The organism is uncultured Lutibacter sp. (assembly GCF_947493565.1).
GTDB lineage: Bacteria > Bacteroidota > Bacteroidia > Flavobacteriales > Flavobacteriaceae > Lutibacter > Lutibacter aestuarii.
On sequence record NZ_CANLRG010000002.1, the window covers coordinates 64,385 to 83,997 of the forward strand.

Consider the following 19,613-nt stretch of genomic DNA (forward strand, 5'->3'; position numbering starts at 1 on the left):
AAATTTATAAATTATGCTTTATAAATATCGCTATTTATATAGAATAACAAAAAATTAGATTAGCTAATCTGTTCTCCATTTTTTACCGCATCATTTTCTGGTTCAATAAAAGCCAATGTACCATCTTTCGTATCGGTCATTAAAATCATTCCCTGACTTTCAACTCCACGTAATTTTCTTGGAGCTAAATTCACTAAAACCGTTACTTTTTGTCCAATAATTTCTTCAGGTTTAAAACTTTCTGCAATACCAGAAACAATAGTTCTAATATCAATACCTACATCAACTTTTAATTGAAGTAGTTTTTTTGTTTTAGGTACTTTTACAGCATCAATAATAGTTCCAACTCTAATATCAAGCTTTGTGAAGTCGTCAAATTCTATCGTTGGTTTTTGAGGTTCTACTTTTTTAGTATCGGCATCATTTACCAATTTGGTTGCCTCTAATTTATCTAATTGAATTTGAATGTCTGTATCTTCAATTTTAGCGAATAACAATTCAGCCTTTCCAATTTGATGATTTGCAGCAATTAATTCGTCTTTCTCTTCAACATCATTCCATTTTAAAAAGTCATTGCGAAACTCATTCTTAGAGGAGATTACTTCGTCGCTTTGCTCCTTGTAATGACGTAAGTTCAAAATCCCTTTTAATTTTGCAGAAGTAAAAGGTAAAAAAGGTTCACAAACAACCGCTAATCCAGCAGCAATTTGTAAAGCCACATACATAATAGTTTTTACTCTTTCAGGATTTTCCTTTAGTTGCTTCCAAGGTTCTTCATCGGCTAAATATTTATTCCCTAAACGTGCCAAATTCATCAATTCTTGCGAAGCCTCTCTAAAACGGTAACGTTCTATAGAACTACCTATAATTGAAGGGAATTTTTGCAATTGTTCCAACGTTTCATTATCTATATCGCTAAATTCATTTGGTTCAGGAACAACCCCTTGATAATACTTATTAGTTAAAACTACCACTCTATTGATAAAATTACCTAAAATAGCTACCAATTCGTTATTGTTTCTTGCCTGAAAATCTTTCCAAGTAAAATCGTTGTCTTTAGTTTCAGGAGCATTTGCAGTAAGTGCGTATCTTAAAACATCTTGTTTATCAGGGAACTCTTCTAAATATTCATGCAACCAAACCGCCCAATTTTTTGAAGTTGAAATTTTATTGCCTTCTAGGTTTAAAAATTCATTGGCAGGTACGTTTTCAGGTAAAATATAACTTCCTTCTGCTTTTAACATTGCTGGAAAAATAATGCAGTGAAATACTATATTATCTTTTCCAATAAAATGAATTAATTTAGTGTCTTTATCTTTCCAATAAGGTTCCCAATCTTTACCTTCTCTTTGTGCCCATTCTTTGGTAGATGATATATAACCAATAGGAGCATCAAACCAAACATATAATACTTTGCCTTCTGCACCTTCCACAGGTACTGGAATTCCCCAATCCAAATCTCGAGTTACGGCTCTTGGTTTTAAACCATCGTCTAACCAAGATTTTACTTGTCCTAACACGTTCGTTTTCCAATCATTTTTATGGCCTTCAACAATCCATTCTCTTAACCACTGCTCGTACTTATCTAAAGGTAAATACCAGTGTTTTGTTACTTTGGTTGTTGGTACATTTCCTGTAATTGTCGATTTTGGATTGATTAAATCTGTTGCATTATGACTTGTTCCACATTTTTCACATTGATCGCCATAACTTTCATCATTTCCACATTTTGGACAGGTTCCAATTACAAATCTATCTGCTAAAAACTGTTTGGCTTCTTCATCGTATAATTGTTCTGTAGCTTCTTCAATAAACTTACCTTCATCATATAACTTTTTAAAAAATTCTGAAGCTGTTTGATGATGAATTTCAGCAGAAGTACGGGAGTAATTGTCAAAAGAAATTCCAAAATCACTAAAAGATTTTTTAATAATTGCATGATATTTATCCACAATATCTTGTGGAGAAACTCCTTCTTTTTTAGCTTTTATTGTAATTGGAACTCCATGTTCATCAGATCCACAAATATATAATACATCGTTTCCAGTACTACGTAAATATCGCGCATAAATATCAGCTGGTACATAAACACCTGCTAAATGCCCAATATGTACTGGACCATTGGTGTATGGTAATGCTGCTGTAATGGTATATCTTTTTGAATTGCTCATCAAAATTTGTTTAAGAAAGCACAAAAATAAGGATTGTTTATTAGAAAAATGAAAACTTCATTGGCTTTTCGTATTTTGCTGTACAATTAATTTGAAATGAAAAAGTAAAAAATGGCTACACACAACGAATTAGGAAAAAAAGGTGAAGAACTAGCAGTTGAATTTCTTCTAAAAAATAACTATCAAATTTTAGAACGTAATTGGCGTTTTAAAAAAGCAGAAGTTGACATTATTGCTTTAAAAAATAATGTTTTAGCCGTTATTGAAGTAAAAACTCGATCTACAGATTATTTTGGGAATCCACAAGATTTTGTAAATCCAAAAAAAATTAAATTATTAGTAGAAGCTATCGATTATTATATAACTACTAAAAATGTTGATGTTGATGTTCGCTTTGATATCGTGGCTATTTTAAAACAACAACAACATTATAAAATTGAACATTTAAAAGATGCTTTTTTATATTTTTAATGTTCAAAAAATTCTTTAACATTTTCAAAATAATAAGGCTTAGAGATTATTTTCTTGGTGGCATCTAATATAAAATAGGTGGGTGTAGCGTTTATTTCATATTCGCGAGCTATAGGATTTTCCCATTTCTTTAAACCTAGAATATTTGTCCATTTGGTCAGGTTTTGAGTCTGTTTTTTAAACTCTACATCATTCATTTCTAGCGCAATGGCAATTACATGAATCTTAGGTTTGTCTTTTGTGTATTCATATAATTTTGGTATCTCATTCAAACAATGTGAACAAGAGGTACTCCAAAAAACTACCATATATTGGTCTGCATTGTTAAGTTCACTTAAGTTTTTGGTTATACCATTTTCTTCCCACGTAATTTCTGGAGCGTATTTACCAATTGCAAGTTTAACTTTAAGCTGAATATCTTTAATAACATTTAAATCTATAAGTTCTTTTGGTAATTTTTTATAATAACTCTCTAAAATAAAGTCTATTAACCCCACATTTTCAACCTGAGCAAACGTATATAACAACGTAGTTAATAGTTCGCTTTTTAACAATTGGTGATTGCCTACTTTTTGCATAACTTCATTCACTGCATTTTTATACAAAACATTTTGAACTTCCACATCTTCTGAGCTGTTTAAGTAAAACACATAATCAATTATTTTTTCACTAAAAAAACTGGAGCTTTTAAGATTATCGTCTTCAAAGTTTATAAAATCGAAATAATGCTTTTTTTCACTATTTAAATATGCTTGTGGATTATTTATTAAACTTTTAGCATAGTATTTATTACTCGCGTAAATAAAACTATTTACCAACTTCCCTTTAGAGAGTTGCTCAAAATTAGTTTGTAAATTATTTTTTTGAAGTAATAAACTTGTGTATATTTTTTGACTTTTTAGTTGTTCATTTGTATCCGTTAATCTAAAAAAAAGTAGTTGGACAGAGTCTAATTGTTGCCTTATCTCAGAAGTTTTTATGGTGTACTCATCATAAATTTTATTTTCTTCAGAAACTAAAAAATTTAAGGTTGTTGAAGGTGTTTCTCGGTTAAATTCTAGTTCAATATTTTCATTATTATAAATAAAATCAACAAAACCTCTATGTTGCATATCGTACATTAATCGATACATACCAGATGAAGAATTTTCAGGAAAATCAATTTTAAACTCTCCATTGGTAATTGTTGCATTTTTAACATATAATTGTTTGGCTCCTTTTAATTGATATAAAATAATCCAATTATTTTCTTTTGAAATAGGTTCTACCTTTCCTTTTACAAAATGTTGCCCTGAAACAGTAAAAGAAATCAACAAAAAAAGAGGTAGTAGTTGTTTAAGCATCGTTTTTATTTTCAATGATTTATTCAATAATCACACCAAAAATAACTAAATTTATTATTTTGCCTAAAATAGCATTTATGAATTTTGAAAATAAAATTATTTGGATTACTGGAGCTTCTTCTGGTATTGGAAAAGCTTTGACTTTTGAATTGTCAAAAAGAAAAGCTAAACTGATTATTTCTTCAAGAAATGTGAAGGTTCTTGAAAAGGTAAAAAAAGAATGTCTTTATCCTGAAAACGTAAAAATTATACCTTTAGACTTAGAAAATTATGAGAGCCTAGCATCAAAAGTACGTGAAGCTATTAGTACTTATGGAAAAATTGATATTTTATTTAATAATGGAGGCATCAGTCAACGATCTTTAGCTAAAGAAACTTCAATTTTAGTTGATAAGCGTATTATGACAATAAATTACTTAGGCACTATAGCTTTGAGCAAAGCTTTGTTGCCTCACTTTATCGAAAACAACCAAGGTCATTTTGTAGTTACCACAAGTATTGTTGGAAAAATTGGAACTCCCATGAGATCATCCTATGCAGCTTCAAAACACGCCTTACATGGCTTTTTTGACAGTTTGCGTGCTGAAATTCATCAACACACTATTAAAGTTACTTTAGCATGTCCAGGTTTTGTTCAAACTAACGTTTCAATTAATGCTTTAACAGGTGATGGTTCTCCTCAAAATAAAATGGACAAAGCCACTCGCAATGGATTAACTCCTTTTACTTTTACAAAGCACTTATTAAAGGCTGTAGAAGCCCAAAAAGAAGAAGTTTATATTGCAGGATTTAAAGAAAAATTAGGCATTTATACCAAGCGATTTTTTCCAAAATTACTTTCTCAAATGATTCGGAAAATAGCGGTAACTTAAATCAATTGTTGCGCTTTAAAATACAATACGATGGCTTCTTTCATTAAAACCGTTTGTTCACCAGCTTTTAAAATAGGCAATTCTTCAAGCACTTTATAATGTGGCCATCCATCGTTATCAAAAAAGTCAAATTCATAATATCCAAAAGGTTCTAACAGCCTACAAATTGCAATATGCATTAAGTTTACTTTATCGTCTTTTTTAAATTCAACAGCTCCTTTACCTAATTCTTGTACGCCAATTAAATAAATAATAGCGTCTAAATTTAATTGTTCTCCATCCCCAAATTTAGAGCTTAAAATTTCTAAAACTCTTTCGTAATCTTCTTTTAATTGTATATCTCTTGACATTTGAAATCTATTGTTAGATTGCAAATATACAAATCGATTCATGTATATTTACAAAAACTATTACATGAATACTTTTGATATTATAATTACTGCCTTCTTGCTATTTGGATTTATTAGAGGTTTTTTTAAAGGTTTATTTGTTGAAATTGCTTCTTTAGTTTCATTAATAGCTGGAATTTATGGAGCCATTCATTTTTCATATTTTGTAGGAAATTTTTTAGCTAGTAAGGTATCTTGGGAAGAAAAATATATTACGATTGTTTCTTTTGCTATTACCTTTGGTATTATTGTTTTAATAATAGCTTTATTGGGAAAACTATTTACCAAAATGGCCGATTTTGCTTCGTTAGGGCTTTTAAATAAATTATTAGGAGGTGTTTTTGGAGCTTTAAAACTAGGATTGATATTAAGTGTTATTTTATTAGTTTTCAGTAAATTAAATAACACTATTCCTTTTATTTCAAATACTCAACAAGAAGCCTCTATTTTATACGAACCTGTTAAAAATTTAGCTCCAACACTTTTTCCTAATTTTTTAAAAGTTGTAGAAGATGAAACTGATTTTGAGATTTCTAAATAAAATTTGTTAGGATTCAAAAAATCTCACGTCAAAAAAGCATCAAACTATCAATATTTTATGAGTTCATTAAAAAAAATCTTATTTATAAGCAGTATTGCATTTTTATCTTTAATTGGCTGCAATTCAAAAAAACAAGCTTCCTTTAGAATATCTGGTAAAATAAATAGTTTAAAAAATACGTATATTTTATTACATAAAATTGAAGATTATCAACAGTCACAAACCTCATTAATTGATTCTATTTACATAAATAAAAAAGGTGAATTTAATTCCATTTATTTTTTACAACCCGCAATTTACACCTTGCAAATAGCTGCTAAAAAAATAACATTAGCAATAGACCACAAGCAGCATATTGTAGTAAAAGGGAGCAGTATTAATGATTTAAGTATCACTGGTTCTAAGGATACCGACTTATTGAATAAATATGAACAATACAGAGAAGAATCGTTAAACAGGTTGGTAACATCTGTTAGAACTCAAATTAAAAAGCTTCAAAACAATGATGTTTCCAATGAAGAAATTATTAGATTAAGAGCTTTAGAAGTTGAAAATTATCAAAAACACTTAAATGAATTAGTCAACTTTGTTAAAAATAAAATGGGAGTTTCTATTGCAATTTATCCTACTTCTTTACGATGGAACAATGAAAATTTACCTTTTTTAAAAGAATTGGTTTTAAATTTTGAAAACAAACATGGGCCAATCAACATAACTCAGCAACTAAAAGATAAAATTAAGCTATTAGAAAAAACAAATATAGGTAGTCAGGTTTTACCTATAGAGATGCCTTCTAAAAATGGTCAAATTGTTTCTTTAAACAGTGTAAAAAAAAGAGTAACTCTTATAGACTTTTGGGCTAGTTGGTGTCCACCTTGTAGAACTGAAAGTATTTTGTTAAATAACCTCTACAAAAACTATAATTCTAAAGGTTTTGAAATTTATGGTATCTCACTAGATACTAACAAAGATCGTTGGTTAAAAGCACTTGAAACAGATCAAAGAACATGGGTAAATGTATCAACCTTAGAAGGATTTAATACACCTATTGCAAAAGAATATGGTATTGCTGCTTTACCTACTAATTTTTTAATTGATGCTGAAGGGAAAATTATTGCTCAAAACATTCATGGGGAGCAGCTAAAACAAAAAATAAAAGAAGTGTTTGAAAATTAAATTTCTTTTAAACCTGTTGATGGCATCCAGCCTATTTTACCATCGGCAATTTTAATTTTTTTCCAATCATCAAGTTCGTCTAAAATTATAACTTTTGTACCTTCGTGCAATTCAAAAACTTCTTCACTTGTTTTGGTAGGTGCATTTTTAATTTCAACTTTTTGTTTGTAAATAATTGCAGTTCTATTTTTTTGAACAGTTTTATAATTATTAAAAGCAAAAAAAGTAGAAACTACCATAATAAAAGCAGCTAATATAGAGCCGTTAAAAAACAAAAATTTCTTTCTAGTTCCTAAAGAAAAATAGTACAATAAAAACATCATTGCAACCAAAAAGGAGGCTACAACAGCTATAATTGCCCAAGTATCAAACGGTAATTTTTGAATAATATTAGCTGAAAAACGTTGAAAAAATGTTTTAGGAAGCTCCTCAATTACATCAATAGTCATTCTTTTAGCAAAAGCTAAATTTGAATTTGCATCTTCATGTACAGGGTTTAACTTTAAAGCTTTTTCGTAATAATAAATTGAAGGAGCAACTTTATTTAACTTATAATAACAATTACCTAAATTAAAATACAAATCATCTGAAGCAACTCCTTGCTTTTCAATGCTTAAATACAATTCAATTGCTTTGTTGTATTTTCCGTTTTTATACAAATTATTGGCTTCATCAAATATTTTATTTGGTGTTTGTGAAAATGCAACCAAATTAAAAAGTAGTACAATGCTAAGTATTAAATTTTTCATTTTACAAATGCTTATCAATTTTGGTTATTACAGTTTTAGCTTTTTCAAATTCTTGCTCCATCATAACATTGGTTGTAGGTGTATAACGCGCAAAATCACAATCATTTAACACTTCAACAAACTCGTTTATAGTTGCTAAATCAACTCCTTTACTTTGTAAAATTTCTGATATTTTTTCTTTAGAAATATCGGAAGTTTCCACAAATAATTTAGCCTTTAAAAAGTTATGCAAGGCTTTCTCTAAAGCAATGTAAAAAGCTTCTTTTTTACCTAATTGTTTTTTTGCTTCCGATAAATATTTTCGAGCTAATTTATCTGCTTTTCTAATTTTATTTCCAAAAACATCTCCTGCTCTTTTAGCGCGATTTTTACCAATCATAATTCCTATTGGTATGGCTAAAAATGGCAATAGTAACAACAAATAAAATGTGATTGAATTTAAAAATATACCTTTTTTAATTGGGTTAAATGTTGTATTTAATGCTATAAATCTAAAGTTATTATCATTGGCTATTACTTGTTGTTTTTGATTTGAAACTATATTGTTGTTCGCTGCTGAAGGTAGTTCTTTGCCTTCTGTTACCTCTACAAAAATTGCTTCAGTTTTAATTGTTGTATATTTTTTTTCTTTTGGGTTAAAATAAGAAAATGTGACTTCTGGTATTTTGTACTTTCCTTTGTATTGTGGTACAACGGTATAAGCATCAGAAATAGTTCCTCTTAAACCATTTAAAGAAGTTACCACTTGTTCTTTATGCTCAGGTGTATAAACCTCCAACTCTGCTGGTGTTGTAATTTTTGGGATCTCAAACAGTTTTAAATTTCCTCTCCCTGAAACCTCTACTTTAATTTGAGCAGCATCATTAGCTTTCAGTATATTTTTATCTGCAAATACGTTAAATTCAAACTCTCCTACAGCACCTGTAAAATCAATAGGTTTACCTTCTTCAGGTAAAGGTTTTACCAGTACATTTTTAGTTGGAGATTCTGTTGAATAACTAATATTTCTAGTAATCATATTCCCAAAAAAATCGCCTCTTCCTGTAGGTACACCAACAGAAAAATCCATTTTTATAGGTTCAACAACTAGTTTTCCGTCTCTTTGAGGAATTAAAACTGCTCTTTTTAAGATAAGATATCTATAATCTTCACCATTATATTTCCCTCTTCTTACCGTACCATCTTTTACTTCAATATCTTGGTTCCAAAATCCATTATATTGAGGAGATTCCGTTACTCTCCAATCATTAACACTAATATTTTCACTTACAAAAAGTTTGTAAACCACATAAATTCCTTCGCCAACATAAGGTGACAAATTAGAAACTTCAGCAACTAAATGTATATTTTGTTGAGCTATATATTCTGGATTATTTGGATCTTTTGGTATTTCAACTTTTTCAGTAACTTCAATCTTTACTGTATTGGATTTTACGATATCATTATTATACTCTATAGTTGCAGGCTCTATAACAAAATTACCTTCATTTTTAGGTTCTAAGATATAAATGTAAGATTGTGAGTAACTTGCCTTACCATTAATCCAAGATTGATTTACAGAAGAACTTGGTCCACCTACCACTTTAAAATTGTTAAAAGATGGCGGTTTAAAATTATCTGCCCCTTGTTTATTAACTGTAAATTGTATTTTAAAACGTTGGTTTACACCCAATTTATTTTTACTAACTGATGTTGTAAACTCTATTTGAGCACTTAATAACTGAGTTGCAAGCAGTAATATACTTAATATGTAAAACTTTATAAATTTCATTTATTAAACTATTAATTACCAGTCTTTTTCTTGTTTTATTTTTTTGCCTTTAGCCTTTTGAGCATTTAACTTTTTTTGTGTTTTATTTTCTTCATTGTTCATTGCCTCTAATAACTGCTTCATTTGCTCAGGGGTTAATTGATTAGGCCTAGGTTGTTTATTTTTTTCTTCGTCTTTTTGATCATTTTTATCTTTTTTAGGATCTCCTTTATCATCTTTTTTGTCTTTCCCTTTATCTTGATCCTTGTTTTTATCATCTTTCTTCTCATCATCGCCTCCTTCTTTTTCCTTTTGATCTTTATTTTTGTTGTCTTTATTGTCTTTGTTATCCTTATTATCTTTGTTGTCTTTATCGTTTTTATTTTGTTGTTGTTGCTGCTTTAAAAGTTCTTGTGCCAAAGCTAAATTGTACCTAGTTTCATCATCTTTTGAATTATTTCGCATTGAATTTTTATATGCTTGGACAGCTTGTTCGTATTTTTTCTCTTTCATAAAAGCATTCCCCATATTGTGATAGGTTTCGGCTTTACTCATTTTTTCATTTACTGTTTTTTCAACCAATTCAAATTGTGTAACTGCTTCTTTATTCCTGTTTTGTTGATACACTGCATTTCCTAAATTATACGAAGCTTTCGGGTAATTTGGATTTTTAGACAGGGCTTTTTTATAAGCAATCTCTGCTTCATCAAATTTTAACTCATTGTATAGTTTGTTGCCGATTCTAACATCTTCTCTAGCTTCTCTTTCTAATGCTTTTTGATTTTTTTCTTGTGAAAAAGCAAGTGTTGCTAGCATTAATAGTGAAAATGTAAGTAGTTTTTGTATGTTAAAAAATTGTTTCATGTTGTTTTTATTTTTGATTGAATAAATTCAACTTTTGAACCCATTTCGTTTTCTTTTCTAATAATAATACATCAATAATTAAAAATAGCAATCCTAAACCAATAAACCATTGAAATTGGTCTTTATAATCTGAAAATTGTTTCGTTTCAAACTCGCTTTTTTCAGCTTTTACTAACAAATCTTCAATTATGGTTATGGTTTCTTGAGTTTTATTTCCGTTGATATATTTTCCGTTTCCTTCATTTGCTATTGCTCTTAAAACCTCTTCTTTCATTTGTGTAATTACCACTTCACCCTTGTTATCTTTTTTATAACTAATTACAGATCCATTGCTTTTTATTGGAATTGGTCCTCCTTTTTCTGTTCCAACACCTATGGTGTAAATTTTAATTCCTTGTTTTTTTGCTTCTTCAGCTAAGGAAACTGTATTTTCTTCGTGATCTTCACCATCGGAAACTATAAACAAAAATCTGTTGGTTTGTTCATCATTATCAAAATAAGTAATTCCACGTTCAATTGCTTCATTAATGGCTGTTCCTTGGCTTGAAACCATATCAGGATTGGCATTTTGCAAAAACATTTTTGCTGCTGCGTGATCTGTAGTTATTGGAAGTAAAGGGTATGAATTTCCTGCATAAATAATAATTCCAATTCTATCACTTCCTAAGCTTTCAATAATGCGCGTAATTATCTGCTTTGCTTTGTCTAAACGACTTGGGGCAATGTCCTCAGCTAACATACTTTTAGAAACATCTAATGCAAAAACAATGTCTACACCTTGTCTTTTAACGGTTTCTAATTTAGTTCCCATTTTTGGATTTGCTAAACCAATAATTAAAAAAGCTAAGCCTAAACAAACAACAATTATTTTTAAAAATGATTTAAATGTAGACTGCTCTGGACTTAATTTTTGAATTAAATGGGCATCAGCAAATTGCTTTTGAGTGCGTTTTTTCCACCAAAGCACCAACAAAAACAGTACAAAAAGTACAGGTATAATTGCTAAGTAAATAAAATATGTTGGTTCTTCTATTTGATACATTTTTAAATATTTATATAAAACTTTTAAATATGGTATGCTTTAAAGCCATTTCTATTAAAACTAACAAGCCCGCTATAAGTACTAAAATTCTATAATTTTCTTGATAGTTGTAATATTTAAACTCTTCTATTTCAGTTTTTTCGAGTTTATTAATTTCGTCATAAATAGCTTTCAATTTTAAATTATCGGTAGCTCTAAAGTACTTACCTTCGGTTTCTTTAGCAATATACCTTAATAAATCTTCATCTATTTCAACAGGAGAATTTCTAAATAACAACTGACCTGTTCTAGGATCTTTAGCATAAGGAAATGAAGCGGTTCCATTTGTTCCCAAACCAATGGTATACACTTTAATTCCTAAACCAACTGCTAATTCCGTTGCTGTTTTAGGATCAACAAAACCTGTATTGTTTACTCCATCGGTTAATAAAATAATTACTTTACTTTTCGCTTTGCTTTCTTTCAATCTATTTACTGCAGAACCTAATCCCATTCCAATAGCTGTTCCACCTTCTAATTGTCCCCATTTAATTTCTGAAATGGTATTCCTTACAATTCGTTTATCACTAGTAATTGGTGTTTGCGTAAAACTTTCTCCAGCATAAACTACAATTCCAATTCGGTCGTTTGGGCGCTGATTTACAAATTCATTGGCTACTTTTTTAAGAGCCTCTAATCTATTAGGTTCTAAATCTCGAGCTAACATACTTGCAGAAACATCAATTGCCATTACAATATCAATCCCTTTATTTGTTTTAGTTCGCTCACTAACTTCAACAATTCTAGGTCGTGCTAAAGCAATAATTAAAAGTGTCATTGCAATTAATCTTAAAACCGGCAATAAAGGTTTTAATTTTGATAACAAAGAAGGCTGCGTTTGAAAGCCTTTTGTACTTCCTATAGTGAATGTTGCCTGCCCTTTTTTTCTAATTAGAAAAAACCATACCGCTAATAATGGTATTAAAATTAATAACCATAAAAACTGTGGATGTAAAAATTCAAAATTTTCTAACATAGTTAATTATTTATGGATACCGAATTAATAATACGTTCGCTAACTTGTTTAGCAGAAGCCTCTTTTTCAGGGTAAGACACAAATACTTGTTGCATTCCTTTTGTATTGGCAAATAACAACATGGTTAATTTATTATTTTCCATTTTTTTAGTAACAGGGTTTTCTAACGTATAATCCATCAAAACTTTTCTACCTTCATTACCATCAATAAGTATAGGTTCTTGTTGAATATTGGTAAATGTTGTATTCATTTTAGCTTCCATAGACTTAATAGAGCCTTGTACACCACCATCTAAATTAAAATTGTCAACTTCACTTAAAAAATGGATGGTAGAAACTATCACATAAAAATTACTAATTAAACTTTTGTATGAATAGCTTGAAAAATCTCCAACTGAAGTGACACCGTTATCTGGAAGTTGTACTGATTCAATCTTTAAAATTTCAGGAGTTTCAATGGTTATTGGCGGATGTCCATAAGTAGCTTTATACCATTGTTTATTAGAATCCATCATTTCTGAAGTGGTGTCTCCTAATACATTTTTCTTTAAAAATTTATAACCGAAATAACCAGCAACTCCAATAATTATAATAAAAAAAGCTGCAAAAATTAATAAGTATTTTTTTAAATTACTTTTCTTTTTTGGTTCCTCAACTGCTATTTCAAAAGCTTGATCTTGAGTTGCCTCAGCTTCTTGTACTCTTTTTTTATGAACGGCTCCTTCTGTATCTTTTAAAATGTGTTCAATAATAGTTCTATCATTTTTAATTTCTTCAACTATTGGTTTAGATTTAGCAAATTTCACTAAATCTGCACTTTGTAATACTTGTTTTAATTGCTGTATGGTTGCTTTTGAGATTCCTAATTTACTAGATTCATTAAAGTCGGTAATGGTTTCAATTAATTCGTTAGTAGTAGATTCTAGTGCTGGAATTTTAATATCTTTTTCAATATAAGTTCTAACAATGTCTGTTAACTCTGAATAATAAATCTTTATTTTGTTTTGTTGTAATAGTTTTTTCCCATCCAATTCAACTAAACGTTGCATAGCTTCTTGTATTGGTGCTACATGTACTTTAGGGATGATTTTTTCTTTTTTCTTTCTAAAAATAACATAAAGAATACCAGCTATTAACAATAAAACTGGAATTAAAATCCACCACAAATGCTTATAATCATCAAATGTTTTTGGCTCACTTTTAATTGATTTTATTTCATATAAGCCTTGTTTGGTTGTATCAACTTTTACGGTTGCCACGTTTATTAACAACGAATCTGTTACATATTTTTTATTGCTAATTAAAATTTCTTGTTGAGGAATAACATAACTCCCACTATCAAAACTGGTAAGTAAGTATTTTTTTTCTAAGCTGTTTTTAAGAGTGTCTATAGGCAATGTTTCTACCACTTCAACCTTTCCTAAACTATCCAATTTTAACTTAGGAAAAATAACATTATTGGTTTCATTCACTGAAATTTTAAATTGAATTTGCTCTCCAATTTTTATCGAAGTAGTATCTGCTGTAACAGTAACTGGATTTTGTTGGGAAAACCCAATAAAACCGATAAAAAATAAGATATAAACTACTTGTTTTTTCATTTTAAATTCTTCTTTCCAATACCATTTGTTATTTAGCACCTTTGCGTTTAAAATAACCTAATAATTTTTTCACATAACTTTCATCAATCCTAGAACTAATTGTTCCTGCTCCACTATGACTAAATGATTTTTCGAAATATTCAACTGCGTTTTGATAGTGCTTTTGATAATTATTTCTCACTTTTTTTGAAGAAGTATTTACCAATAATGTAGTTCCTGTTTCGGCGTCTAGCATTGGTACCATTCCTAAATTTGGAATTGTTTCATCATGTTTATCAAAAACTCTAATTCCTGTTACGTCGTGCTTTCTTCCTACAATTTTTAGGGTATGTTCATAATGTGTATCCATAAAATCAGACAATACAAATACGATGGCTTTTTTCTTCATTACACTCGATAAAAATTTGAGTGCTTCATTAATAGTTGTTTTTGTACTTTTTGGTTGAAATTCAATCAATTCTCTAATAATACGAAGCACATGACTTTTCCCTTTTTTTGGAGGAATAAATAATTCAACCGAATCTGAAAAAAGTAGTAAGCCAACTTTATCATTATTTTGAATAGCAGAAAAAGCCAAGGTTGCGGCTATTTCGGTTAAAGTATCGCGCTTAAACTGATGTGTTGTTCCAAAAAATTCTGAACCACTTACATCAACCATGAGCATCATTGTTAATTCTCTTTCTTCTTCAAATACTTTTACAAAGGGTTCGTTATAACGTGCTGTTACATTCCAATCTATCGCTCTAACATCATCTCCATATTGATATTGACGTACTTCTGAAAAAGTCATACCACGCCCCTTAAACGAACTATGATATTCGCCTGAAAATATGTGATCAGACAAGCGGCGTGTCTTAATCTCTATTTTACGAACTTTTTTTAGTATTTCTTTAGTATCCATAATTCCTATTAAATTGTTTAAAGTGTATTTATTGAATTACTCTTTATTATCTTCTTTATAAATTAGAACAATAAAGCAGTTACACAAATAAACATTTTATGGTACTTCTACTTGATTTACTATTTGATTGATAATGTCTTCTGAAGTTACATTTTCAGCCTCTGCTTCGTATGTAATTCCAATTCTATGACGTAAAACATCGTGCACAACAGCACGTACATCTTCAGGTATTACATATCCTCTTCTTTTGATAAAGGCAAAACATTTAGCTGCCATGGCTAAGTTGATACTTCCACGTGGAGAAGCTCCAAAACTTATCAACCCTTTTAAGTCTGGTAAGTTATATTTTTCAGGGTAACGAGTAGCAAAAATAATGTCTAAAATGTACTTTTCAATTTTTTCATCCATATAGACTTCTTTTACTGCTTCTCTTGCTTTTATAATTTGATTGATAGATGCAACTGCATTTATGGTTCCAAAACTATTATTTAAATTTTGGCGCATAATTAGTTGTTCTTCATCCAATTTTGGATAATCAATCACTGTTTTTAACATAAAACGGTCAACCTGAGCTTCAGGTAACGGATAAGTTCCTTCTTGTTCTACTGGGTTTTGTGTTGCCATTACTAAAAATGGTTCTTCTAACTTGAAAGTAGTATCTCCAATAGTAATTTGACGCTCTTGCATTGCTTCTAACAAAGCAGATTGAACTTTTGCTGGCGCACGGTTAATTTCATCAGCCAATACAAAATTGGCAAAAATTGGTCCTTTTTTAATGGTAAAATCGTTGTCTTTTACACTATAAATCATTGTTCCAATTACATCCGCTGGCAATAAATCTGGTGTAAATTGTATTCTGCTAAAATTACCTTGTACTGCCTTTGATAGTGTGTTAATAGCCAATGTTTTAGCTAAACCTGGAACACCTTCTAATAAAATGTGACCATTCCCTAATAAACCAATTAACAATCGTTCTACCATGTGCTTTTGGCCAACAATCACTTTGTTCATTTCCATCATTAATAAATCGACAAAGGCGCTTTCTTTTTCAATTTTTTCATTAATTGCCTTAATATCAACCGAAACATTACTTTCTTCTATCATTTTATTTAATTTTTTAAACGCGTGAATTTAACATGCTTTCTTACACCATGCAAATAGCATAAATATTTTTTTAAACCTTGTTAAAAATTGGTTAAAAGTAGAATGATTTACAAAGGTTTAATAAGATTTTAACATCATTTGCTCCCCATCAAAAACAGCATAGGTAAAATGGGTAATCCAATCTCCGGTATTGACATATTTTGAGTTTTCAGAGAGGTGAATTTCTAAGGGAAGATGTCTGTGTCCAAATACAAAAAAATCGTATTTTTTTTCAGTTAATTTCTTTTTACAATATTGAACTAGCCATTCGTTATCTTCTCCTAAAAATTTTACATCTTCCTCGCCAGATATTAGCTTGTTTTTTACAGATAAATACTGAGCTAATTGTATTCCAATATCGGGATGCAACCACCTATATAACCACTTTGAAAAAGGGTTTGTGAAAATTTTTTTCATTCGTTTATACCCTTTATCTCCTGGTCCTAAACCATCCCCATGACCTATAAGAAATACTTTATTATTGAAGATAAATTCTTTAGGTTGATGGTAAATTGGTATGTTTAATTCCTTTTCAAAATAATCATGCATCCACAAATCATGATTTCCTACAAAAAAATGGATTTGCACACCACTATCTCTTAGCTCTGCAAGTTTTCCTAAAACTCTTACAAAACCTTTTGGAACTGCTTTTTTATACTCGAACCAAAAGTCAAATAAATCTCCCAATAGAAAGAGAACTTCACAATCCTTTTTAATTTCATTGAGCCAATTAACAAACTTTTGTTCTCTAATTTTACTGCTATCGGTTGTAGGAGCTCCAAAGTGTTGATCTGAAGCAAAATATATTTTTTTATGAATTGTCAAAATTTAGATGAATTAGAAACTCAAAGATACGTTTTAGTTCTTATTTTTATCTTCTTTCGCTTTTTTACCTTCCAACTCAAGTACTTTTAAAATCATATTATCTTTAGTTTGACTAATGACGAAATAACCTGTTTGATCAAATAAATCTCTTGCTACAAAGGCTTTAAAATATCGTTGAAGGTCTTCTCTAACCTTAGGTGCTAAAGGATACTTTATATCCAATTCTTTTAAATATTGTTTAAATATTCTACCATCTTTATCAAAATTTACAACAAAATCATCCAATTCCCATTGACTCATTTCACTTCTATGATTATCTATATATCTAAAAACAAAATCATTTAAACCTCTATACAACCTTGTACTATATGTACTTAATGTATCGATAGAAACAAAAATATCTGGAATAATACCTCCACCACCATAAACAATTTTTCCTTTAGGAGTTATATATTTCAAACTGTCATTAACTTTAATGCTATCTTTTGATAGTAATTCTCCATTATGAACTCTTTCAATATAATCATTATTATATGTTTTGTTTCCATTATGATCGTATGGTTTTTGAATAGATCTACCCGTTGGAGTATAGTATCGAGAAGTTGTTAATCTAACAGCCGAACCATCTCCTAAATCCATTTCTTGTTGAACCAATCCTTTACCAAAAGACCTTCTTCCAACGATAGTACCTTTATCATTATCTTGTAGTGCTCCTGCCACAATTTCACTAGCTGAAGCTGAATTTTGATCAATTAACACGTATACATTTCCATCTTCAAAACTACCTCTTTTAGTTGCGTAAGACTTATCAACTTCACCGTTTTTATTTTTTGTAAATACAATTAGCTTTCCATCTTCTAAAAATTCGTCAACAATGTTATTAGCTATGTCCATAAATCCTCCTGGGTTTCCTCTTAAGTCTAACACTAGCGAAGTCATCCCTTCAGAAATTAATTCGTTTAAAGCTTGTTTAAACTCTATATAGGTGGTTCTTGCAAATCGTTCAACATTAATATAACCCAGTGTTTTAGTAATCATATAATAACCCGAAACACTTTTTATTGGAACCTCACCTCTTGTAATAGGAATTTCGAGTATTTCGTTAGTTGATCTTCTATAAACAGAGACTAAAACATTTGTTTCTGGTGCTCCTTTTAAAGATCTCATAATTAGATCACTTACTTTTCTTCTCCCTAAAAAGGTTTGTTTTTCATTTGCTTCAACTCCAGCTCTTTTAAAAATACTTTCACCAAATAAGGTATCATTATCAGCTATCAAAATTCTATCCCCAGCTTTTATGCCTGCCTTTTCACTTGGTCCATTTTTAATTACACCTGTAACCGCTACCGTATCGTTATGCATTAAAAAAGAAACTCCTATTCCTTCAAATTTCCCTTGCATATTTTCTGTAACACGTTTTAAATCTTCTTTAGGAATATATACAGAATGTGGATCTAATTTTAAAAGCATATTAGTAATAGCATCATCTAATAAACTGTCGGTATTTACCTTATCAACATAATCATATTGAATATAATTTATCAAACGTTTTATTTTAGCTTCATTGGTATTTGAGCTAAATAACATGGTTTTATTTTTAAAATTAAAGGTACTTCCAATAAATATTCCAACTGCAATTGCAATTCCAATAAATAAAGGTAAATAAGCTTTTCTTTTTGCCATTTTTATTCTTTAAGATGTGTTAATTCAACTCCTGCTTTCTCTAAAAATTCTAATCCAGAGGTGTCTTTATATTTTTCAGCATAAACGATTCTTTTGATTCCGGATTGATGAATAAGTTTACTACATTCTTTACAAGGAGATAGTGTTATATATAACGTAGAATTTTTACAAGATTGTGTGGAACTTGCAACTTTTGAAATAGCATTGGCCTCTGCATGCAAAACATACCACTTTGTATTTCCTTCATCATCTTCACAACAATTTTCAAATCCTGTTGGAGAGCCATTAAACCCATCAGAAATTATCATTCTACCTTTTACTATTAATGCTCCAACTTTTTTTCTTTCACAATACGATAATTTTGCCCACTCCTTTGCCATACGCATATATGCTTGATCGTACTTTAGCTGTTTTTTACTCATAAAATTTGAAATAATTACGAAATTACTAAGATTCAAATGAACTTCAAGTTAAAGTTTTACCAAAAAATGGCTCCTTTTAAAATTGGTAATACAATTCCAATAACTATAGATGAAATGATAAGAACCCAATCTCTTTTTGAAAACCTAAAAATTGTTTGAAAAACAAATCCTAAAACTAAAATAATAAAAACAACTATTATTTGAGCAATTTCAATTCCTAAAGCAAACTCTAATAATGGAATTAATTTATCTGTTGATTTACCAATAAGAATTTTAAAATATCCTGAAAATCCTAAACCATGAATCAATCCAAAAAATAATGCAAATACTAAATTAGTATTTGTTTTGGTTAGTTTAGAGGTGTTTTTGGCGTAAAAAATATTAACTAAGGCTGTTATAATGATGGTTATTGGAATTAAAAATTCAACCCAATTAGAGTTTACAGAAACTATCTTATAAGCTGATAGAATCAACGTTAAGGTATGACCAATGGTAAATAAGGTGATTAACCAAAGTATTTTTTTCCAATTTTTAAAATCGTAAACTACTGCTAAAGCGATTAAAAAGAGTACATGGTCATATGCATTCCAATCCAACACATGAAAAAGTCCTTCTTTAAGGAAAAACATGAAATTATCCATAAATAATTAAAATT

The 19,613-nt window shown here is 29.5% G+C and carries 19 protein-coding genes; 4 read left to right on the forward strand and 15 right to left on the reverse strand.

Annotated features, from left to right (window positions below; all coding sequences use genetic code 11):
* Positions 1–59 precede the first annotated feature (59 nt).
* Positions 60–2,171 (reverse strand): methionine--tRNA ligase, encoded by a 2,112-nt coding sequence (gene metG / locus Q0714_RS02145; RefSeq protein WP_298262659.1) that lies wholly within the window; start codon positions 2,169–2,171, stop codon positions 60–62.
* A gap of 111 nt (positions 2,172–2,282) precedes the next feature.
* On the opposite strand from metG, the gene Q0714_RS02150 reads away from it, so the two are divergent.
* Positions 2,283–2,642, forward strand: coding sequence for a YraN family protein (locus Q0714_RS02150; RefSeq protein WP_298262660.1), 360 nt, complete (start codon positions 2,283–2,285; stop codon positions 2,640–2,642).
* Here the strand turns inward: Q0714_RS02150 and Q0714_RS02155 are convergent.
* A complete protein-coding gene (locus tag Q0714_RS02155) occupies positions 2,639–3,985 on the reverse strand; it encodes a thioredoxin-like domain-containing protein (RefSeq protein WP_298262661.1) in 1,347 nt (448 codons plus the stop codon). The two genes, Q0714_RS02150 and Q0714_RS02155, sit on opposite strands and share 4 nt — an antisense overlap.
* A 77-nt stretch (positions 3,986–4,062) precedes the next feature.
* On the opposite strand from Q0714_RS02155, the gene Q0714_RS02160 reads away from it, so the two are divergent.
* On the forward strand, positions 4,063–4,857 hold the full coding sequence (locus tag Q0714_RS02160; RefSeq protein WP_298262662.1) for an SDR family oxidoreductase: 795 nt from the start codon (positions 4,063–4,065) through the stop codon (positions 4,855–4,857).
* Here Q0714_RS02160 and Q0714_RS02165 read toward each other — a convergent pair.
* The gene (locus Q0714_RS02165; RefSeq protein ID WP_298262663.1) at positions 4,854–5,207 is read right to left on the reverse strand and encodes a hypothetical protein; all 354 of its coding nucleotides are present in this window, start codon (positions 5,205–5,207) and stop codon (positions 4,854–4,856) included. The genes Q0714_RS02160 and Q0714_RS02165 overlap by 4 nt on opposite strands.
* A gap of 64 nt (positions 5,208–5,271) precedes the next feature.
* Here Q0714_RS02165 and Q0714_RS02170 point away from each other — a divergent pair, with 64 nt between their 5' ends.
* A complete protein-coding gene (locus tag Q0714_RS02170; protein WP_298262664.1) occupies positions 5,272–5,787 on the forward strand; it encodes a CvpA family protein in 516 nt (171 codons plus the stop codon).
* Between the two features lie 57 nt (positions 5,788–5,844).
* Positions 5,845–6,963 carry a TlpA disulfide reductase family protein gene (locus Q0714_RS02175; protein ID WP_298262665.1) on the forward strand — a complete coding sequence of 373 codons (1,119 nt, stop codon included), beginning with the start codon at positions 5,845–5,847 and terminating at the stop codon, positions 6,961–6,963.
* On the opposite strand, the gene Q0714_RS02180 is transcribed toward Q0714_RS02175, so the two are convergent.
* The 12 genes from Q0714_RS02180 to Q0714_RS02235 form a co-directional block, all read right to left on the reverse strand.
* Positions 6,960–7,712: a tetratricopeptide repeat protein gene (locus Q0714_RS02180; RefSeq protein ID WP_298262666.1), complete on the reverse strand. Its 753-nt coding sequence runs from the start codon at positions 7,710–7,712 to the stop codon at positions 6,960–6,962. The two genes, Q0714_RS02175 and Q0714_RS02180, sit on opposite strands and share 4 nt — an antisense overlap.
* Position 7,713: 1 nt before the next feature.
* Entirely contained in the window at positions 7,714–9,483 is a 1,770-nt protein-coding gene (locus tag Q0714_RS02185; RefSeq protein ID WP_298262667.1) for a BatD family protein, read from the reverse strand.
* A 15-nt stretch (positions 9,484–9,498) separates the two neighbouring features.
* Complete coding sequence (locus Q0714_RS02190; protein WP_298262668.1) at positions 9,499–10,326, reverse strand: tetratricopeptide repeat protein; 828 nt, start codon at positions 10,324–10,326, stop codon at positions 9,499–9,501.
* A gap of 7 nt (positions 10,327–10,333) precedes the next feature.
* Entirely contained in the window at positions 10,334–11,368 is a 1,035-nt protein-coding gene (locus tag Q0714_RS02195; protein WP_298262669.1) for a VWA domain-containing protein, read from the reverse strand.
* Between the two features lie 10 nt (positions 11,369–11,378).
* The gene (locus tag Q0714_RS02200; RefSeq protein WP_298262670.1) at positions 11,379–12,383 is read right to left on the reverse strand and encodes a VWA domain-containing protein; all 1,005 of its coding nucleotides are present in this window, start codon (positions 12,381–12,383) and stop codon (positions 11,379–11,381) included.
* A gap of 2 nt (positions 12,384–12,385) precedes the next feature.
* Complete coding sequence (locus tag Q0714_RS02205; protein ID WP_298262671.1) at positions 12,386–13,984, reverse strand: hypothetical protein; 1,599 nt, start codon at positions 13,982–13,984, stop codon at positions 12,386–12,388.
* Between the two features lie 28 nt (positions 13,985–14,012).
* On the reverse strand, positions 14,013–14,885 hold the full coding sequence (locus Q0714_RS02210; RefSeq protein ID WP_298262672.1) for a DUF58 domain-containing protein: 873 nt from the start codon (positions 14,883–14,885) through the stop codon (positions 14,013–14,015).
* Positions 14,886–14,981: 96 nt separating this feature from the next.
* A complete protein-coding gene (locus Q0714_RS02215; RefSeq protein ID WP_298262673.1) occupies positions 14,982–15,989 on the reverse strand; it encodes a MoxR family ATPase in 1,008 nt (335 codons plus the stop codon).
* A gap of 117 nt (positions 15,990–16,106) precedes the next feature.
* Positions 16,107–16,853 (reverse strand): UDP-2,3-diacylglucosamine diphosphatase, encoded by a 747-nt coding sequence (locus Q0714_RS02220; RefSeq protein WP_298262674.1) that lies wholly within the window; start codon positions 16,851–16,853, stop codon positions 16,107–16,109.
* Between the two features lie 33 nt (positions 16,854–16,886).
* Positions 16,887–18,536, reverse strand: a complete 1,650-nt coding sequence (locus Q0714_RS02225) for a S41 family peptidase (RefSeq protein WP_298262675.1) — start codon at positions 18,534–18,536, stop codon at positions 16,887–16,889.
* Between the two features lie 2 nt (positions 18,537–18,538).
* Positions 18,539–18,958, reverse strand: coding sequence for a dCMP deaminase family protein (locus Q0714_RS02230; RefSeq protein ID WP_298262676.1), 420 nt, complete (start codon positions 18,956–18,958; stop codon positions 18,539–18,541).
* Positions 18,959–19,014: 56 nt separating this feature from the next.
* Positions 19,015–19,599, reverse strand: coding sequence for a HupE/UreJ family protein (locus tag Q0714_RS02235; RefSeq protein WP_298262677.1), 585 nt, complete (start codon positions 19,597–19,599; stop codon positions 19,015–19,017).
* Positions 19,600–19,613: the final 14 nt, after the last annotated feature.